The sequence below is a fragment of the Rhizobium sp. Root1212 genome (assembly GCF_001424985.1).
GTDB lineage: Bacteria > Pseudomonadota > Alphaproteobacteria > Rhizobiales > Rhizobiaceae > Pararhizobium.
The window spans coordinates 107,513-120,933 of sequence record NZ_LMDA01000028.1; the positions used below are offsets into that span (position 1 = coordinate 107,513).

The 13,421-nt window shown below is 58.3% G+C and carries 15 protein-coding genes and 5 tRNA genes; 9 read left to right on the forward strand and 11 right to left on the reverse strand.

The features are described from left to right. Positions 1–22: 22 nt before the first annotated feature. The 5 genes from ASC86_RS24505 to ASC86_RS24525 form a co-directional block, all read right to left on the reverse strand. A tRNA-Glu gene (locus tag ASC86_RS24505) sits at positions 23–97 on the reverse strand. 150 nt (positions 98–247) lie between these two features. Further along, positions 248–322 (reverse strand) — tRNA-Glu (locus ASC86_RS24510). Between the two features lie 169 nt (positions 323–491). After that, positions 492–566 (reverse strand) — tRNA-Glu (locus ASC86_RS24515). Between the two features lie 133 nt (positions 567–699). Next, positions 700–1,917, reverse strand: a complete 1,218-nt coding sequence (locus ASC86_RS24520) for a D-Ala-D-Ala carboxypeptidase family metallohydrolase (RefSeq protein WP_244477692.1) — start codon at positions 1,915–1,917, stop codon at positions 700–702. A 119-nt stretch (positions 1,918–2,036) separates the two neighbouring features. Next, positions 2,037–2,477: a VOC family protein gene (locus tag ASC86_RS24525; protein ID WP_056327400.1), complete on the reverse strand. Its 441-nt coding sequence runs from the start codon at positions 2,475–2,477 to the stop codon at positions 2,037–2,039. A gap of 194 nt (positions 2,478–2,671) precedes the next feature. On the opposite strand from ASC86_RS24525, the gene ASC86_RS24530 reads away from it, so the two are divergent. Both ASC86_RS24530 and ASC86_RS24535 read left to right on the forward strand, forming a co-directional pair. Beyond that, positions 2,672–3,250 (forward strand): cold-shock protein, encoded by a 579-nt coding sequence (locus tag ASC86_RS24530; RefSeq protein WP_056327401.1) that lies wholly within the window; start codon positions 2,672–2,674, stop codon positions 3,248–3,250. Then, positions 3,250–3,720 carry a DUF192 domain-containing protein gene (locus tag ASC86_RS24535; RefSeq protein ID WP_056327403.1) on the forward strand — a complete coding sequence of 157 codons (471 nt, stop codon included), beginning with the start codon at positions 3,250–3,252 and terminating at the stop codon, positions 3,718–3,720. Before ASC86_RS24530 ends, ASC86_RS24535 begins: the two co-directional genes overlap by 1 nt. A gap of 5 nt (positions 3,721–3,725) precedes the next feature. Here ASC86_RS24535 and ASC86_RS24540 read toward each other — a convergent pair whose 3' ends face one another. The 4 genes from ASC86_RS24540 to ASC86_RS24550 form a co-directional block, all read right to left on the reverse strand. Continuing rightward, positions 3,726–4,064 carry a YnfA family protein gene (locus tag ASC86_RS24540; RefSeq protein WP_056327405.1) on the reverse strand — a complete coding sequence of 113 codons (339 nt, stop codon included), beginning with the start codon at positions 4,062–4,064 and terminating at the stop codon, positions 3,726–3,728. 98 nt (positions 4,065–4,162) lie between these two features. Then, on the reverse strand, positions 4,163–4,585 hold the full coding sequence (locus tag ASC86_RS26060; protein ID WP_156387187.1) for a hypothetical protein: 423 nt from the start codon (positions 4,583–4,585) through the stop codon (positions 4,163–4,165). 285 nt (positions 4,586–4,870) lie between these two features. Next, positions 4,871–4,947 (reverse strand) — tRNA-Arg (locus ASC86_RS24545). A gap of 42 nt (positions 4,948–4,989) precedes the next feature. Next, positions 4,990–5,295: an ETC complex I subunit gene (locus ASC86_RS24550; protein WP_056327408.1), complete on the reverse strand. Its 306-nt coding sequence runs from the start codon at positions 5,293–5,295 to the stop codon at positions 4,990–4,992. Positions 5,296–5,535: 240 nt separating this feature from the next. Here ASC86_RS24550 and ASC86_RS24555 point away from each other — a divergent pair, with 240 nt between their 5' ends. Then, entirely contained in the window at positions 5,536–5,841 is a 306-nt protein-coding gene (locus ASC86_RS24555; RefSeq protein ID WP_056327410.1) for a hypothetical protein, read from the forward strand. A gap of 98 nt (positions 5,842–5,939) precedes the next feature. Here the strand turns inward: ASC86_RS24555 and ASC86_RS24560 are convergent. Both ASC86_RS24560 and ASC86_RS26995 read right to left on the reverse strand, forming a co-directional pair. Continuing rightward, positions 5,940–6,016, reverse strand: a tRNA-Pro gene (locus tag ASC86_RS24560). 103 nt (positions 6,017–6,119) lie between these two features. After that, complete coding sequence (locus tag ASC86_RS26995; RefSeq protein WP_280136996.1) at positions 6,120–6,251, reverse strand: hypothetical protein; 132 nt, start codon at positions 6,249–6,251, stop codon at positions 6,120–6,122. 372 nt (positions 6,252–6,623) lie between these two features. Here ASC86_RS26995 and ASC86_RS24565 point away from each other — a divergent pair, with 372 nt between their 5' ends. The 6 genes from ASC86_RS24565 to ASC86_RS24605 all read left to right on the forward strand — a co-directional run bounded on the left by ASC86_RS24565 (position 6,624) and on the right by ASC86_RS24605 (position 13,209). Beyond that, positions 6,624–7,646: a GlxA family transcriptional regulator gene (locus ASC86_RS24565; RefSeq protein ID WP_056327412.1), complete on the forward strand. Its 1,023-nt coding sequence runs from the start codon at positions 6,624–6,626 to the stop codon at positions 7,644–7,646. A gap of 252 nt (positions 7,647–7,898) precedes the next feature. Next, positions 7,899–9,191: a site-specific integrase gene (locus ASC86_RS24575; protein ID WP_056327414.1), complete on the forward strand. Its 1,293-nt coding sequence runs from the start codon at positions 7,899–7,901 to the stop codon at positions 9,189–9,191. Continuing rightward, entirely contained in the window at positions 9,181–9,684 is a 504-nt protein-coding gene (locus ASC86_RS24580) for a hypothetical protein (RefSeq protein ID WP_156387189.1), read from the forward strand. Before ASC86_RS24575 ends, ASC86_RS24580 begins: the two co-directional genes overlap by 11 nt. Before the next feature lie 67 nt (positions 9,685–9,751). Then, complete coding sequence (locus ASC86_RS24585; RefSeq protein WP_056327417.1) at positions 9,752–9,970, forward strand: helix-turn-helix domain-containing protein; 219 nt, start codon at positions 9,752–9,754, stop codon at positions 9,968–9,970. 488 nt (positions 9,971–10,458) lie between these two features. Continuing rightward, a complete protein-coding gene (locus tag ASC86_RS24595; protein ID WP_056327422.1) occupies positions 10,459–10,653 on the forward strand; it encodes a hypothetical protein in 195 nt (64 codons plus the stop codon). 252 nt (positions 10,654–10,905) lie between these two features. Then, positions 10,906–13,209 carry a bifunctional DNA primase/polymerase gene (locus tag ASC86_RS24605; protein WP_082510459.1) on the forward strand — a complete coding sequence of 768 codons (2,304 nt, stop codon included), beginning with the start codon at positions 10,906–10,908 and terminating at the stop codon, positions 13,207–13,209. Positions 13,210–13,421 lie beyond the last annotated feature (212 nt).

A 13,421-nucleotide genomic window follows, 5' to 3' on the forward strand; every position in this document is an offset into this window, starting at 1 on the left:
AGGTTGCTTCGGTCAAGCAAAGTGGCACGCCCTAGGGGAGTCGAACCCCTCTTCCCAGAATGAAAATCTGGTGTCCTAACCGATAGACGAAGGGCGCGTGCGGTGGGCGTCTTATAGTCAGCACGACTAACTCCCGCAAGCGCCAAAATGCGGATTCGAAAGGTTTTTTTGAAGAAAATTCCGACGCGTCAGAACACGCAAAAGCGCTTGCCGAGAGAGATCGAATTGTCTGGGGGAGGAGAGACAGTGGCACGCCCTAGGGGAGTCGAACCCCTCTTCCCAGAATGAAAATCTGGTGTCCTAACCGATAGACGAAGGGCGCACGCGCTGTATGGGCGCCTTATAGGCGGGCGATTTCAGAACCGCAAGCGACAATTTTCGAATTCCGACGCTTTTTTGATGAAATGTGTGAACGCGTTGCGAGGCGGCAAAACGCGCAGCACAAAGGCTCAAGCGAGGGCAGTATCAGCATGTCGGGGGAAAGAAAACAGTGGCACGCCCTAGGGGAGTCGAACCCCTCTTCCCAGAATGAAAATCTGGTGTCCTAACCGATAGACGAAGGGCGCACGCGCTGTGTGGGCGTCTTATAGTCACGCGATTTCAGAACCGCAAGCGGCAATTTTCATTTTTCTGTAAAAAATGCCGCGGACTTGTGGATGAAATTCGCGCCTCGGAAAGATGCACCAAAACAAGGTCTTGTCAGACCTTTCTCGTGCAGCCCCAGTTCCAGTCGCGTCGTTTACCGGTGTCGATGTGGACGGATTGGGTGTGGCAATAGGTGCCGATGCCGCCGCGGCCGGGGAGCGCGCGCAGATAGGAGGCAAGCTCCCATTTATCGACGCCCGGCACCTGGATATCGGCTGCTTCGCAGCTGATATGGCGCGAGCGCGGCGCGCCGCCGACGGAGGCATTGTGCGCCACGTCGCGATGCCCCGAGGTGACGATCACCTTCTGCCCGTAATGCTGCTCGACGTTTTTCAGGAGCCCCATCAGTTCGGGCTGGAAACAGCCGGTATCGACTTTCTCCGTCTGCAGCCAAAGGCCATTCGGCGCCAGCCGGGCAAGGCCGGGCAGGGCGGCCATTTCGATCGCCGGGCTTTCGTCGTCATGGCTCGGATCGTCGTCCTCCACGGTCGCGAACATCGAGATGGCGCGGTTGCTCGGCCAGGCCGTATAGCCAAGCGCAGCCACCTGATCCTGCGGAAGCCCCGAAGCGGCCTGCCGCCCCTTGCGCTTGGCGCTGAACAGCCCCGCAAGCGAAAGCGCCTCGGCCGCATCCGCCGGCTTATCGCTGCCGGCCGGTGCCGGCTGCGAGATGTGCTCGACGCCGGCGACTTCGTTTTCCGCCGCCGTTCCGGGAAGGGGGCCTGCGCTCGTCGCCTGATTCGGATTTCCATGGGGTGCGGCGCGCGACGCGCCTTCGCCCGGAAGCAGAACCTTCTTGGCTTCGCTACCTTCCACTGGCATCGGCTGCTGCTGGCCGGCATTGAACAGGCTGTTTGAGCTCGGGGTCACGCCTTGTCCCTCCGGCATCTGCTGGGCCGGGACGAGCGCGCGGGCAGGACGATTGGCAAAAATGCTGCTGGATGTGGCCTTCAGACCCGTACTTTGCAGCACCAGCGGGCCGGGTTCGGTATCCGCGACCGGCATCGCTGCCTGTGCCGGATAGCCGGCTTCCTGCTGCCCGGCGCCGAGCGCCACCACCTGCTGATCTTGCGAAGCTCCGGCAGTGGCAGCGACTTGGGGATTACCGCCTTCACCGTCGCCCTGCGCCGCTTCTTCGGCGGAAGTCTCGGGCTTGATTTTCGATGCACCTGTTGTCGAGACGCAGGCGCTCAGCACGGCAAGGGATGTGACAAAAGCCACGCTGCTGCCGAGATGGCGCAGGCTGATACTGAATCCCTGAACTTGAAACACTGTCTGGTCCCCGCTTTGCGCCGGCATGCCTGTCGGCCGGGCGGTACCGGCTCACGAAAAACCGGGCGCATTTGGCCGAACGATAGCGGGATATATCGCTCGGCCGCATTGTGCGGGGCTTACCAGACGCCGGTGTTTTCCATCGAAGCCCAGGGCTCCTTCGGCGCGAGGTTATCGCCCTTCTGCAGGATTTCGATGGAGATACCCTCCGGCGAGCGTACGAAAGCCATGTGGCCATCGCGCGGCGGGCGGTTGATGGTCACGCCGTTGTCCATCAGCTTCTGGCAGGTCGCATAGATATCGTCGACCTCATAGGCGAGGTGACCGAAGTTGCGTCCGCCGGTATAGTCTTCCGTGTCCCAGTTGTAGGTGAGTTCCAGGCAGGGCGACAGCGCCTCTTTCGCATGGTCGAGATCGCCGGGTGCGGCGAGGAATACCAATGTGAAACGGCCCTTTTCGTTCTCGTAGCGACGGATTTCGGAAAGGCCGAAGATGTTGCAATAGAAATTGAGCGCGGCGTCCAGGTCTTTGACGCGGACCATGGTGTGCAGATAACGCATTGTAATATCCTTGTTTTGGCGGGAGGCGGTTATATTTAGCGCGCCGACAGCCAGAGGCAAGCCTCGGCAACTATGGTGGATCGAAGGCAAAATTCACCGAAACCCTTGCAAAGATGCGCCGGGACGATGATATCTTGCTATCAAGAATCAGTTAACCGTATTGGTGTGACGCGTAATCGAGGGGCTGGCAGGGAATGGCGGACAGGATTTCACCGAAAGGCATCATGCCGGGGGATGATTTTGGCGGCGATGCTCTTGACCTGATCGAGATTACCGGCGTCATCAAATGGTTTGATGTCGCCAAGGGTTTCGGCTTCATCATTCCCGACAACGGAATGCAGGACGTTCTCGTCCATGTGACCTGCCTGCGCCGCGACGGATACCAGACCGTTCTAGAAGGCGCGCGCGTCGTCGCCCTGATCCAGAAGCGCGATCGCGGCTATCAAGCCTTCCGCATTCTTTCCATGGATCAGTCGACAGCCGTTCATCCCTCGCAGCTTCCGCCGGTGAAAACCCATGTGCAGGTCACGCCGACCAGCGGCCTGGAACGGGTTCTCGTCAAGTGGTTCAACCGCACCAAGGGTTTTGGCTTCCTGACGCGCGGTGACGGCACCGAGGACATCTTCATCCACATGGAAACGCTGCGCCGCTTCGGCCTGACGGAGCTTCGCCCCGGCCAGACCGTGCTCGTGCGCTTCGGCGATGGCGACAAGGGCTTGATGGCGGCGGAAATTCACCCGGACGTGCCGGCCCCCAGCGGACGCTCGCACTGATGCGTTCCGCGATCCAGATTCTGGGAAGCGCCCTCGTGGCGCTTTTTTTGTTGGTGCTGCCGGTCGCTGCCGCCGATGTCGGCTTCGATACTGCACCGCTGAGCGTCGTCACCGCCGATGGCAAAACCCACGATTTTACCGTCGAACTGGCACTCGATAGCGAGCAGCGGGCGCTCGGTCTCATGAACCGGCGCGACATGGCCGCCGATCACGGCATGCTGTTCGATTTCGGCCAGACGCGTCAGGTGCTGATGTGGATGAAGAATACCTATCTGCCGCTCGACATGCTGTTTATCCTCGCGGACGGCAAGGTAGCGACAATCCGTGAAAACGCCGTGCCGCTCTCCGAGGCGATCATCGATTCACGTGTGCCGGTGGCTTTCGTGCTCGAAGTGAATGCCGGCACGGTCAAGCGGCTCGGCCTCCATGAAGGCGACCGCGTGGTCGCAGAGCGGATCAAGGGCAAATAGCCGTTTCAGTTGCCACGCGGGGCAAACAGAATGACCGCCGCCGCAACCAGCGCCAGTGCCGACCCCGCAATATCCCACCGATCCGGCTGCTGGCCTTCGACCAGCCATAGCCAGATCAGCGATGCGACGATATAAATCCCGCCATAGGCCGCATAGGCCCGCCCCGCCACTTCGCTCGGCACGAGGGTCAGCAGATAGGCAAACGCAATAAGCGACACCGCGCCCGGCGCCAGCCAAAGGGCCGATTTGCCAAGCTTCAGCCACGCCCAGAAGGCGAAACATCCGGCGATCTCGCAGATCGCGGCGGCGGCAAAGATCAATCCGGTGGAGAAATAGACAGGCATTCGGATTCGAAGAAATGTGGCGGGAAGGATTGCTCAGGAGACGTAGCAGCTTTCGACCATAAGCGGGAGTTCGCCGATGTCCAGCACATGGGATCGCTTTATCCGATTTTGCCGGGCGTTCTGGCTGGCTGAAGCCGCTTATCTACTGCCTTTTGTGAAATTGACCTTGGACTTGCTGGATGCATTGTTGGGGTGTGCACACGCAAAGGAAGATCGCCATGCATACGTGGAAAGAGGAGCCGGCGCTTCCAGTGCCCGAAGATTGGGAGCGTGCCTAGGAAATCCATAAGGACGCCGACGCCAATCTGCACAGCAGAATAAACGTATTTGCATCCACGCAAGCATTCCTTTTCGCCGGTTTCACCGCCGTCTTGGCACTCGACATTGGAGAACCCATAAAAAGCCATTTGCTTCTTGTGGTTTTTGTTGCCGGAGCCATCTGCACTCTCGTTTTTGCCTATTCGCAGAACCGGATTTTGGCTGGCATCGAACGTCTGAAGAATCGATATCTGCTCGAGCACGACAAAATTTAGAAAGATTACTATTGGGCGATGGAGCGGGCTCTCAACCCCGAATTCGAAAGCGGCGAACCTGTCCAATACAGAGTTGCAAGGAGCGGTCCGTGGGCGTTTTTGCTGATCTGGTTGATCGTTTACGCTTGCAGTACGGACAACATTGTTGCGAGAGCGTTTGGTTGGTTGCCTAACGAGGAAATACAGCGCACGAGCACCGGTTGGCCGCATCCCGGATACGGTAGAACCTGCGGCGAAAATGTTTATGTGATTTCAGTTGCTGGAGAGAGGAATTGGCGACCCCTGCAGGATTCGAACCTGCGACAACCTGCTTAGAAGGCAGGTGCTCTATCCAACTGAGCTAAGGGGCCTTTAAGGGCAGGGCGGTGTGCCTTGCCGGATATTTTCTCGACCTAGTGGGTCCAGGGCTGCATACGAGTGAAGCGGAAGTTGTCGCTGTAGGAGACATTCTTGCGGGTTGCCTCCTTCGGCGCGATCACCCGGTATTCGATGCCGTTGCGCTCGGCGTATGCGACGGCGAGTTCGGCCGATTCGAAAGTCAGTGAAAGCTGCTGGCGCGTATCGCGCGAGCTGGTGTAGCCCATCATCGGATCGATGGTCCGCGGCGTTTCCTGATCGAACTCAAGCACCCACAAATGCGTCTTGGCCTGTCCCGACTGCATGGCGGTCTTTGCCGGGCGATAGATTTTTGCGGACATATAATGAACTCTTTCCAGCTTTCTTCCTTCGCCGGATCGCCGATCCGGTCGTCCCTCAAGCCTTAGCGCAGAACGAGTAAAAACAAAATGGCCTTGCTGCCGGTGACATCAGGATTTTCAGCCCTTTCCGAAAAGTTTTCGCTCTCATTCCACGCAGACGGAATGCTCTCCAACCGATAGAGAGGTTCGAACACGGAAAATTTGTTTGAACGACACCGCTGCTGCTGCTTAACTGCCGATATGAAAAACCTGATCCTCGCAATTGCCCTGCTTTCGCCAACCGCGGCCTTTGCCGCCAGTGCTTACGAGATTAACGCGCGCGATTACGATTGCGCCGGAATTCGCAAGGTGATCAGCCAGCACCATAAGGTGTTCCTCCGCACGGGCCTTGCCGGCCGCAGTTTTCGCGCCCCGCCGGCGCGCTGCGATCTCGGCGATATGTACACGACGGTTTCGGTGCGAGATGCCAAGGGCCAGCAATGCGTGCTGCAATATGCCTGCATCACCGATCCGTCTTCGTTCCGCAACTTCGATTTCGACCGGTAGTAGAAAGCCAGCCTCAGTGCGGATTGCGCGGCCATTGCGAATGCGTACGCCCCATCGCTTCTAGGCGTAAGTTTCTCAATATAATCAGGAAAATCCGATGGTCGGAGTGGAGAGATTCGAACTCCCGACCCTCTGGTCCCAAACCAGATGCGCTACCAGACTGCGCTACACTCCGTACCGTCGATGGCGGGGAGATACACGCTTCCTTCCTGGGTCGCAACCGATAAATTTTGTTCTGTGCCAGGCATGATGAGCCCTGTTGTGAACATCAGCGCGGCTCAGAGGACAAAATAGCCGATGACGGCGGCGACAGGAACCGGAACGCCGACGAGCCATATCAAAAGCTCCCGGATCATGAACTGGCGATAATCGGACTGGGCCGCTTCACGCTGAGATATCGGGTCCTGCATATCTGAACTCCGGATTTCGTTGCCGAATTTGCCGACATTCGGGGAAGGGACCCGTCGCAAGTCGCTGCGGGGCGACCGCCCGCAACCTGAAACGGCGCTTCCTTCGGTTGGCTTCCAAACGTCGAAGCGTGTTCTTCGTTCCCATGAATCTGTTACAGGGATGCGAATGTCGCGTTCAATCGGATTGCGGCAAAAAAAACGGGCCGTCGGCGAAGCGCCGTACGGCCCGGCCGGTAGATGGTCGGACTGGGGGAATAGGTCGGCTTCAGAGCTTGGCGGCACCTGAGGCGAACCGTGTCATCGACACCAGCATGATGCCCGAAGTCGTCGTCGAGATTTGACATTCTCCGCAGAAAAATTGACAATTCGCGCATGCCGCATTCGCGAAAAATAACCCACGCGGAGGCTTATGCCTCCCGGCCGCCGCTCGAAATCCTAGTGGTGGTGCTTGGCGAATCCTCCTTGATGTCGCTGGCCTGCGTGCTCGATCCGATGCGCGCGGCAAACCGGGTTGCTGCGCAGAGCCTGTTTCACTGGACGATAAAATCTCCGGATGGTGCGCCCGCTCTTCTGACGGCGGGCATCGAGATTCCAGTCGATACTGCGTTCAGCGGCCGCGAGGCCGGGGACATGCTGATCGTCATTGGTGGTTTCAATCTGGACCGGCATGCGGGACGCGGGTTTCTCGCGCGGCTCCAGGCGGCGGCCCGGCGCTTTTCCCATGTCGCCGGCATCGAATCCGGTTGTTGGCTGCTGGCGCGGGCAGGTCTGGTGGATGGGCGCCCGGCGACGGCCCATTGGGAGGAACTGGAGGATTTCGCAGCCCGATTCCCGGATGTGCAGGTGCGTGCTGATCGCTTCGTCGCTGAGGGGCGGATGTGGACCTCGGGCGGGGCCTCGCCCACGTTCGACATGATGCTGCACATGATCCGCCGCAATTTCGGGGCAACGATCGCGCTCGATGTCGCCAGTATTTTCGTTTACGATGAAACCCATGCGGCAAGCGATGCGCAGCCCGCGGTTTCGCTGGGAAGGATGCAGCGCCAGGCGCCGGAACTTGCCGATGCGATCCGTCTCATGGAAAGAACCATCGACCGGCCGCTCTCCCTGGATGTCTTTGCCCGGCGACTCGGCCATTCCCGGCGCAAGCTCGACGTTCTCTTTTCCCAGGGCCTCCAGACGAGTCCTGGCCGTTATTATCTGCGCCTGCGACTGCAAGCTGCGCAACGGCTGATCGTCGATACGGACCTTCCGGTCAGCGAAGTCGCCTTGCGATCCGGCTTCGACAGCCTCTCGGCATTTTCCCGCAGTTTTCGGGGATATTACGGCGTAAGCCCGCTGAAGCTGCGGCTGGTGAAACAACGAATCCCGATCGACGGCCGTCCTGCTTGGTGATCTCACCATTTCGGAAGCTGCGGGATTTTTTAAGATCAGCTAAGTGCTTGATTTTGTGGTGAGCGCGCAGGGATTCGAACCCTGGACCTACTGATTAAAAGTCAGGTTTCGTAAAATTCCGCGTGTTTCCGCATGGTTCAGAAATCCTTGAATTTCAGTTGTTTATCGCCTATATCTCAGGCAATTGATGTTATCAAGTTTCCGGGTGTTTCATTTTTGGTGGCGACTCGGTGGCGACTGGAGGGCTGTTGCTTGCCTACGATCAAACTTACAAGAAAGTCGGTGGCTGCGATGGAGCCCTCTGATAAGTCCGTGATCTATTTCGATGAGACGGTTAAGGGCTTCGGTCTGAAGATTACGCCAAGCGGCGCGCGCTCGTGGGTACTGGAATATCGCCCGGGTGCCGGCGGGCGTGGTGTCGCGAAAAAGAGAGTAAAGCTTGGCTCTCCGGCAACGATGTCTCCTGAGGATGCCAGAGAAGCTGCCGTTAGAACCCTCGCGCGGGTCACATTGGGTGGTGACCCTGCCAGGGCGCGATCGGACGAGCGGGCGTCACTTAGTCTATCTGACGTAGTCGATTCGTTCTTGCGAGATCATGTTTCGTCGAAACGCAAACCGAAAACCTACGAAGAATACGCCATGGTAGCGGAGAAGCACATTAAGCCGGCAATCGGCAGCATGCGTGCTTCTATGGTTGCGCCTGCTGATGTCGCGCGGCTTCAGTCCGCTGTTGTGCGGGGGAAGCGCAGGAATGGAAATGAAGGAAAAACGATCGCGAACCGATCCTTGGCTGTACTTTCGGCTGCTTTCAACTGGGGCCAGAAAGCCGGCTTAGTGCCGGAGGGCCATAACCCGGTCAAAGCGGTAGAGCGGTTCAAGGAGAATAAGAAGGAGCGCTTCCTTACCGACGCGGAATTAATGGCGTTAGGCGAGGCATTGCATGAGGCCGAGACCATCGGCCTTTCCTACGAGGTTGATGCAACCAAGACGAAAGTTAGAAACGCCCCGAAGGCTGAAAATCGTCGGACTGTCTACAGCCCCCATGCCATTGCTGCGATCCGACTCCTGCTCCTAACTGGAGCGCGCCGGCGCGAGATTTTAGACCTAAGATGGAAAGACGTAGATCTCGATCGGGGGGTCTTGTTTCTTCCCGACTCGAAGACGGGGAAAAAGACGGTCGTGCTTTCGTCAGCGGCCATCTCGATTTTGGAGAACTTGCCGCGGTTGGGCGTTTATGTGATTGCGGGCAGCACCGCCGGAACGAAAGACGAGAAACCCCGATCTGACCTTAACAAGCCCTGGACAGCAGTGTTGCAACGCGCCGCTCTTTCAGACGTTCGACTGCACGATCTAAGGCACAGTTTCGCCAGCGTGGGAGTTGGTGGCAGCTTGGGTTTGCCGATCATCGGGAAACTGCTCGGCCACACGCAGGCCGCGACAACAGCTCGATATGCTCACCTAGATGTCGATCCTCTAAAGAAAGCCGCTGATACCATCGCAAATAAGATAACGGCGGCAATGGGAGGGACAAGAAGTGATGCATGACGAAGGTGAGGATCAACTGCCCGCTTGGGTCGATGTGCTTCAGCGCGGCCCTATCGCAGTCACCGAACACACCAGTGAAGAAGATCTAGCCGTGGAAATGGCCGAACGGCTGGATGCCCTTCTCCGGTCGCACAACGGCTTGCGGCCCACTGCCGAGGGCTGGCGACAGTTGGCGCTGGAACTCGCTCTAAAGTATGAGCCCCTATTCACGATCGAGACTCCCGTTGACCGCGACAGCATGGGCGGTCGACCTGTTGGCATGGGCAACTTCCTACTCCGCTCTCGGATGAAGGCAGAGATGCGAAAAGGTGCTTCGCAAGCCGAGGCGGCGCGGAGGATCGAAAAGGAATCGAAGGGAGAGACGAGCTTTAAAACCGCGAACAATTCGCTGTCCCGCAAGGGCCAGGCGCCGGACTTCATGCGACGATGGACTCACGAATGGAAAGCACAACGGGCGATCCTCGCCGCTGCTAAAAACCTGTCCCAAGAATGACCTAGTATTCTTGGGACGCCTGAAACCCCATCTTCCCTCCAGCAATAACTCGCAAGGAGGAAGAAGGATGGGAAAGAACGTGCGCGTACAAGAGGCTGCTCAATACCTAGGATTGTCAAAGTCTACTCTTGACAAACTTCGATGCTTCGGAGGCGGGCCACGATATTTCAAACTGGGGCGTCCCGTTGTCTATGACGTCGCTGACCTTGATTCGTGGATGGCTGAGCGCGCCCGCACGATCACTTGGGGAGACAATGACAACGGACAGGCGAGGGCGGCTGCGTGAGCGATTTCCGTATCGAATCAGACTCTCCGCTACTCGATCTCAGGGCTGGAGATAGCTTTGAGACGCGCGCAGTTCAGTGGCTGATGGCTGCGCACCGGCTTGTAGACCGCGCCATCGACGTCGACCGCCAAATAACCGGATATGGGGACGAAGTTTCGCTTCTTCTAACTAACCGGCAGGCCGACCACCTAGCGATGGGGTTAGCGCTACTAGCGACCCACTTCAGCAATGCTGGCCTGATGGCCAACCATAGGTGACCCCTGCGCGGCCCTTGCGCGTATTGCCGCAAAGGCCGCGACACCCCCAACCAACGACCACAGCCGACCGGCCCGAGCCGGCGAGGAGGACATTTGCGCTCATTTACATCTAAATCTAGGGGAGAACGACTTCGTGACGGAGAGATTCCAGACCGCCCAATCCGGGGTGCTGGCATTCGGATCGAATACCATGGCAACCGACCGGCAAACGTTTATCCCGTCGAGCAATCCATGGTGTTGAATATCGAGCAGCGCCGGATCGATGAGGCGAGGCGTCGGCGGATGTCACTGGTCGAATGGTGGAGCAACGAGCCTGCTCCATCGCATGCCTCCCGTCACATTGCGGATCTGTTCTCGCGCGATTCCGACATCATCGACTTCGCGATAACTGCGATGCGCGAAAAGATCCAGCGAGACGCCGGTTGATGAGGGTCACGGCCCTTCAACCCGTCGCCAATTCGGGCGGCGGGTCGGTCAAGGTGGTTGCCACCTTTGATCTGCAGCTGAACGACGACGTGCGTCTGTTCGGTCTCCGCTTGATGGAGGCGCCGGGCGGCAAGCGACTGATTTACGCAGCTAATGCTAACGGCGGTCGGAGGACGGCCACGTTCTCACCGTCATTGGCGACAGCGATCACCGCGTCAGCGCTAACCGAACTAGAGAGGCACGCGACCGCCGATGGCATCCACAAAAAAACAGCTTGAACCGACTGATGCGGCGGGCAACCTTTCGTCCGCGCTTGAGTACATCGCCGCTGGGGTGCCCGTTTTCCCCTGCAGAGCGCGCACTGAGACGGATCTGCACACCGGCGAGGTTTACGACCCAAAGAGCCCGCTCACCTCAAACGGGCTGTACGGAGCGAGTACCAACGAACGTATTGTTCGTGAATGGTGGAGACGCAACCCTGATGCATTGGTGGGCATCCCAACTGGAGCAAAAACAGGATTTTTTGCCCTGGACGTGGATGTGAAGGAGGGGAAGACCGGCGACATCAATCTAGCCGCGTTGGAGGCTGAGCACGTGCAGCTTCCGCAAACCGCCATCATCCAGACAGCAACTGGGGGATTCCACTACCTATTCCGGCACGTTGACGGCCTCACAACCGCAACCGGAGGGCTTCCAGAGCACATCGATATTCGTGCCCAAGGGGGATATATAATCGGCGCCGGCAGCACTTTCCCCGACGGCAGGCGATATAAATATCTTGGCGGTACGTCAGCCGAATTCATCGCCGCAATCGGCAGTATTGCGGAGCCCCCGGCCTGGCTAATTGACGTCATTCGCACGCCAAGGCACGGGGCGGTTTCTGGCTCTTTCGCCGCAATGCCTCGCAATGACTCCGTGTCGGCCGCTGAAGTCGAAGAACTGCTCTCGTACATCAGTCCAGACTGCGCCTATCAGGATTGGCTGAGCGTCCTCATGGCCGTTCACGAGGAACTTGGCGATGGCGGTCTCGCTATTGCGGACGCGTGGAGTGCTGGCGGTTCCAAATATCGAAAGGGAGATGTGTTTCGCCGATGGAAGACATTTAAGCCGGGAGGCGGGGTCGGTATGGGTTCGCTCACCGTTCTCGCCCGAGACGGTGGTGCTGATCTGTCGGGCATCGCGAGGAGGCATCGCGGATGTGAGAGGGACGGAACACGGTCAATCGACGCTGAAAAGCTTTCGGCATTCGTTGCCAGGGGGCTTGCCAAGAACCAGCACGACGCAAGTGCTCGGGTGGGCACCCTCCCTAGCAGTCGATCAGAAGCGGCGCAGGCATCCGGCTCATCCGAACCGGCCAATGACAACACTCCGCCCGCGCCGTCAAAGTTCTCGATTTTTGATTGGCCGAGCAGCCGATTTGTTGGTGAGCCCCCGGTGGTGAAAGAACTCGTTGAGGGTACTATCCCGCAGGCGGTTCCAGGCATGATCGCCGCGATGGGTGATACCGGGAAATCCTATGCAGCGCTTGAACTACATCGAAGGGTGTCTTTCGGCTCCTCCGCTTTTGATTCTCCCATCTTCGGGGGACGCGTTCTAGCTACCGGTACTTCCGTCCTGGTCACAAGCGAGGATGATTCCGGGGAGGTACATCGACGCCTTGCTGCATTGGATCGCCATGAACATCGCTTAACCGACGGCCAGAAGTTGCTTGTGGTGCCATTACCGTCAGCCGGCGGCCCGCGGGCATTTTGGCGTGAGGACAAGAAACTTGGCCTAATCGAGACCGATGACTGGAAGCGCCTCTGCGACGAACTTGTCAGCATCGAGGATCTGCGGCTAGTTACGCTCGACCCGCTTGCGAGCTTTGCGCACGTCCAGATCAACGAGGACCCGGCGGCAGGTGCATTTGTCTGTGCGTCTCTCGGTGCGCTGGCAGCTCAAACGCGGGCTTCGGTGTTGGTTTTGCACCATATGAAGAAGGTGGCAAAGCCGATCGAGAGCCTGGCGGATGCGCGCGAAGCAATCCGGGGCAGCACAGCGCTAGTCGACGGTTTGCGCTTGGCGTACGCACTTTGGCCTGCAGAGGAAAAGCGCGGTCGTGCGATCTGCAAAGATTTAGGGGTTGAATACGCAGCCAATAAAGTCGTCTTCGGGGGTGTCGTGAAAGCCAACGGCGCAGCCCGACGGATAGTCTCGACATACGTCCGAAACGACTTTGGCCTGTTGGTAGATCGGACCGTAGGAATCGGTGCGTCGGGCCTGCCGCAGGACGATCTCCTGGAGCAGCTCGTAGCCGCGATAGCGGCTGCCGCAGAAGCTGGACAGCCTCTTACTAAAACAGGCGCAACGGGCTTATTCGAAAATCGCGAACGCCTTGGGGAAGGCTTGAGCCAACTCTCGCGTCACAAAATTGAGGGGCTGGCGCAGCGACTAGTCGATAGTCAACGCGTGGTGAAATGCTTGGCTGGCGGCACGACGCCGAAGTGGCTGGACGTTCCGACAGGTCGCTTTGCAATGGGTCTGGGCGAGTTCCGGAAGGGTATGGCGCGCGGGTAGAGCGCGCCCTAAGAACGTTTCCAACGGTATCGGAAATGGCGGTTTCCATGGAAATGGGAACGGAAAATGTAACGTAAACAGTAGCTTAGCGTTTCCATCGCCAGCACTTCCAGCGGAAATGGAAACGCGTAACCAATTGAAAAATTTGAGATTTCCGGGTTTCCAGAGTTTGCCCCTCTTACAGAGGGGATGCATCTGGAAATGCAATCCCC

What these genes read in the sequence shown, in the direction of transcription:
- ASC86_RS24540 (WP_056327405.1), bottom strand. Translation starts at nt 4,064, where the DNA reads ATGCCTGTCTATTTCTCCACCGGATTGATCTTTGCCGCCGCCGCGATC.
- ASC86_RS24555 (WP_056327410.1), top strand. Translation starts at nt 5,536, where the DNA reads ATGAAAAACCTGATCCTCGCAATTGCCCTGCTTTCGCCAACCGCGGCC.
- ASC86_RS24565 (WP_056327412.1), top strand. Translation starts at nt 6,624, where the DNA reads ATGCCGCATTCGCGAAAAATAACCCACGCGGAGGCTTATGCCTCCCGG.
- ASC86_RS24605 (WP_082510459.1), top strand. Translation starts at nt 10,906, where the DNA reads ATGGCATCCACAAAAAAACAGCTTGAACCGACTGATGCGGCGGGCAAC.
- ASC86_RS24535 (WP_056327403.1), top strand. Translation starts at nt 3,250, where the DNA reads ATGCGTTCCGCGATCCAGATTCTGGGAAGCGCCCTCGTGGCGCTTTTT.
- ASC86_RS24530 (WP_056327401.1), top strand. Translation starts at nt 2,672, where the DNA reads ATGGCGGACAGGATTTCACCGAAAGGCATCATGCCGGGGGATGATTTT.
- ASC86_RS26995 (WP_280136996.1), bottom strand. Translation starts at nt 6,251, where the DNA reads ATGCAGGACCCGATATCTCAGCGTGAAGCGGCCCAGTCCGATTATCGC.
- ASC86_RS24525 (WP_056327400.1), bottom strand. Translation starts at nt 2,477, where the DNA reads ATGCGTTATCTGCACACCATGGTCCGCGTCAAAGACCTGGACGCCGCG.
- ASC86_RS24585 (WP_056327417.1), top strand. Translation starts at nt 9,752, where the DNA reads ATGGGAAAGAACGTGCGCGTACAAGAGGCTGCTCAATACCTAGGATTG.
- ASC86_RS24550 (WP_056327408.1), bottom strand. Translation starts at nt 5,295, where the DNA reads ATGTCCGCAAAAATCTATCGCCCGGCAAAGACCGCCATGCAGTCGGGA.
- ASC86_RS24595 (WP_056327422.1), top strand. Translation starts at nt 10,459, where the DNA reads ATGGTGTTGAATATCGAGCAGCGCCGGATCGATGAGGCGAGGCGTCGG.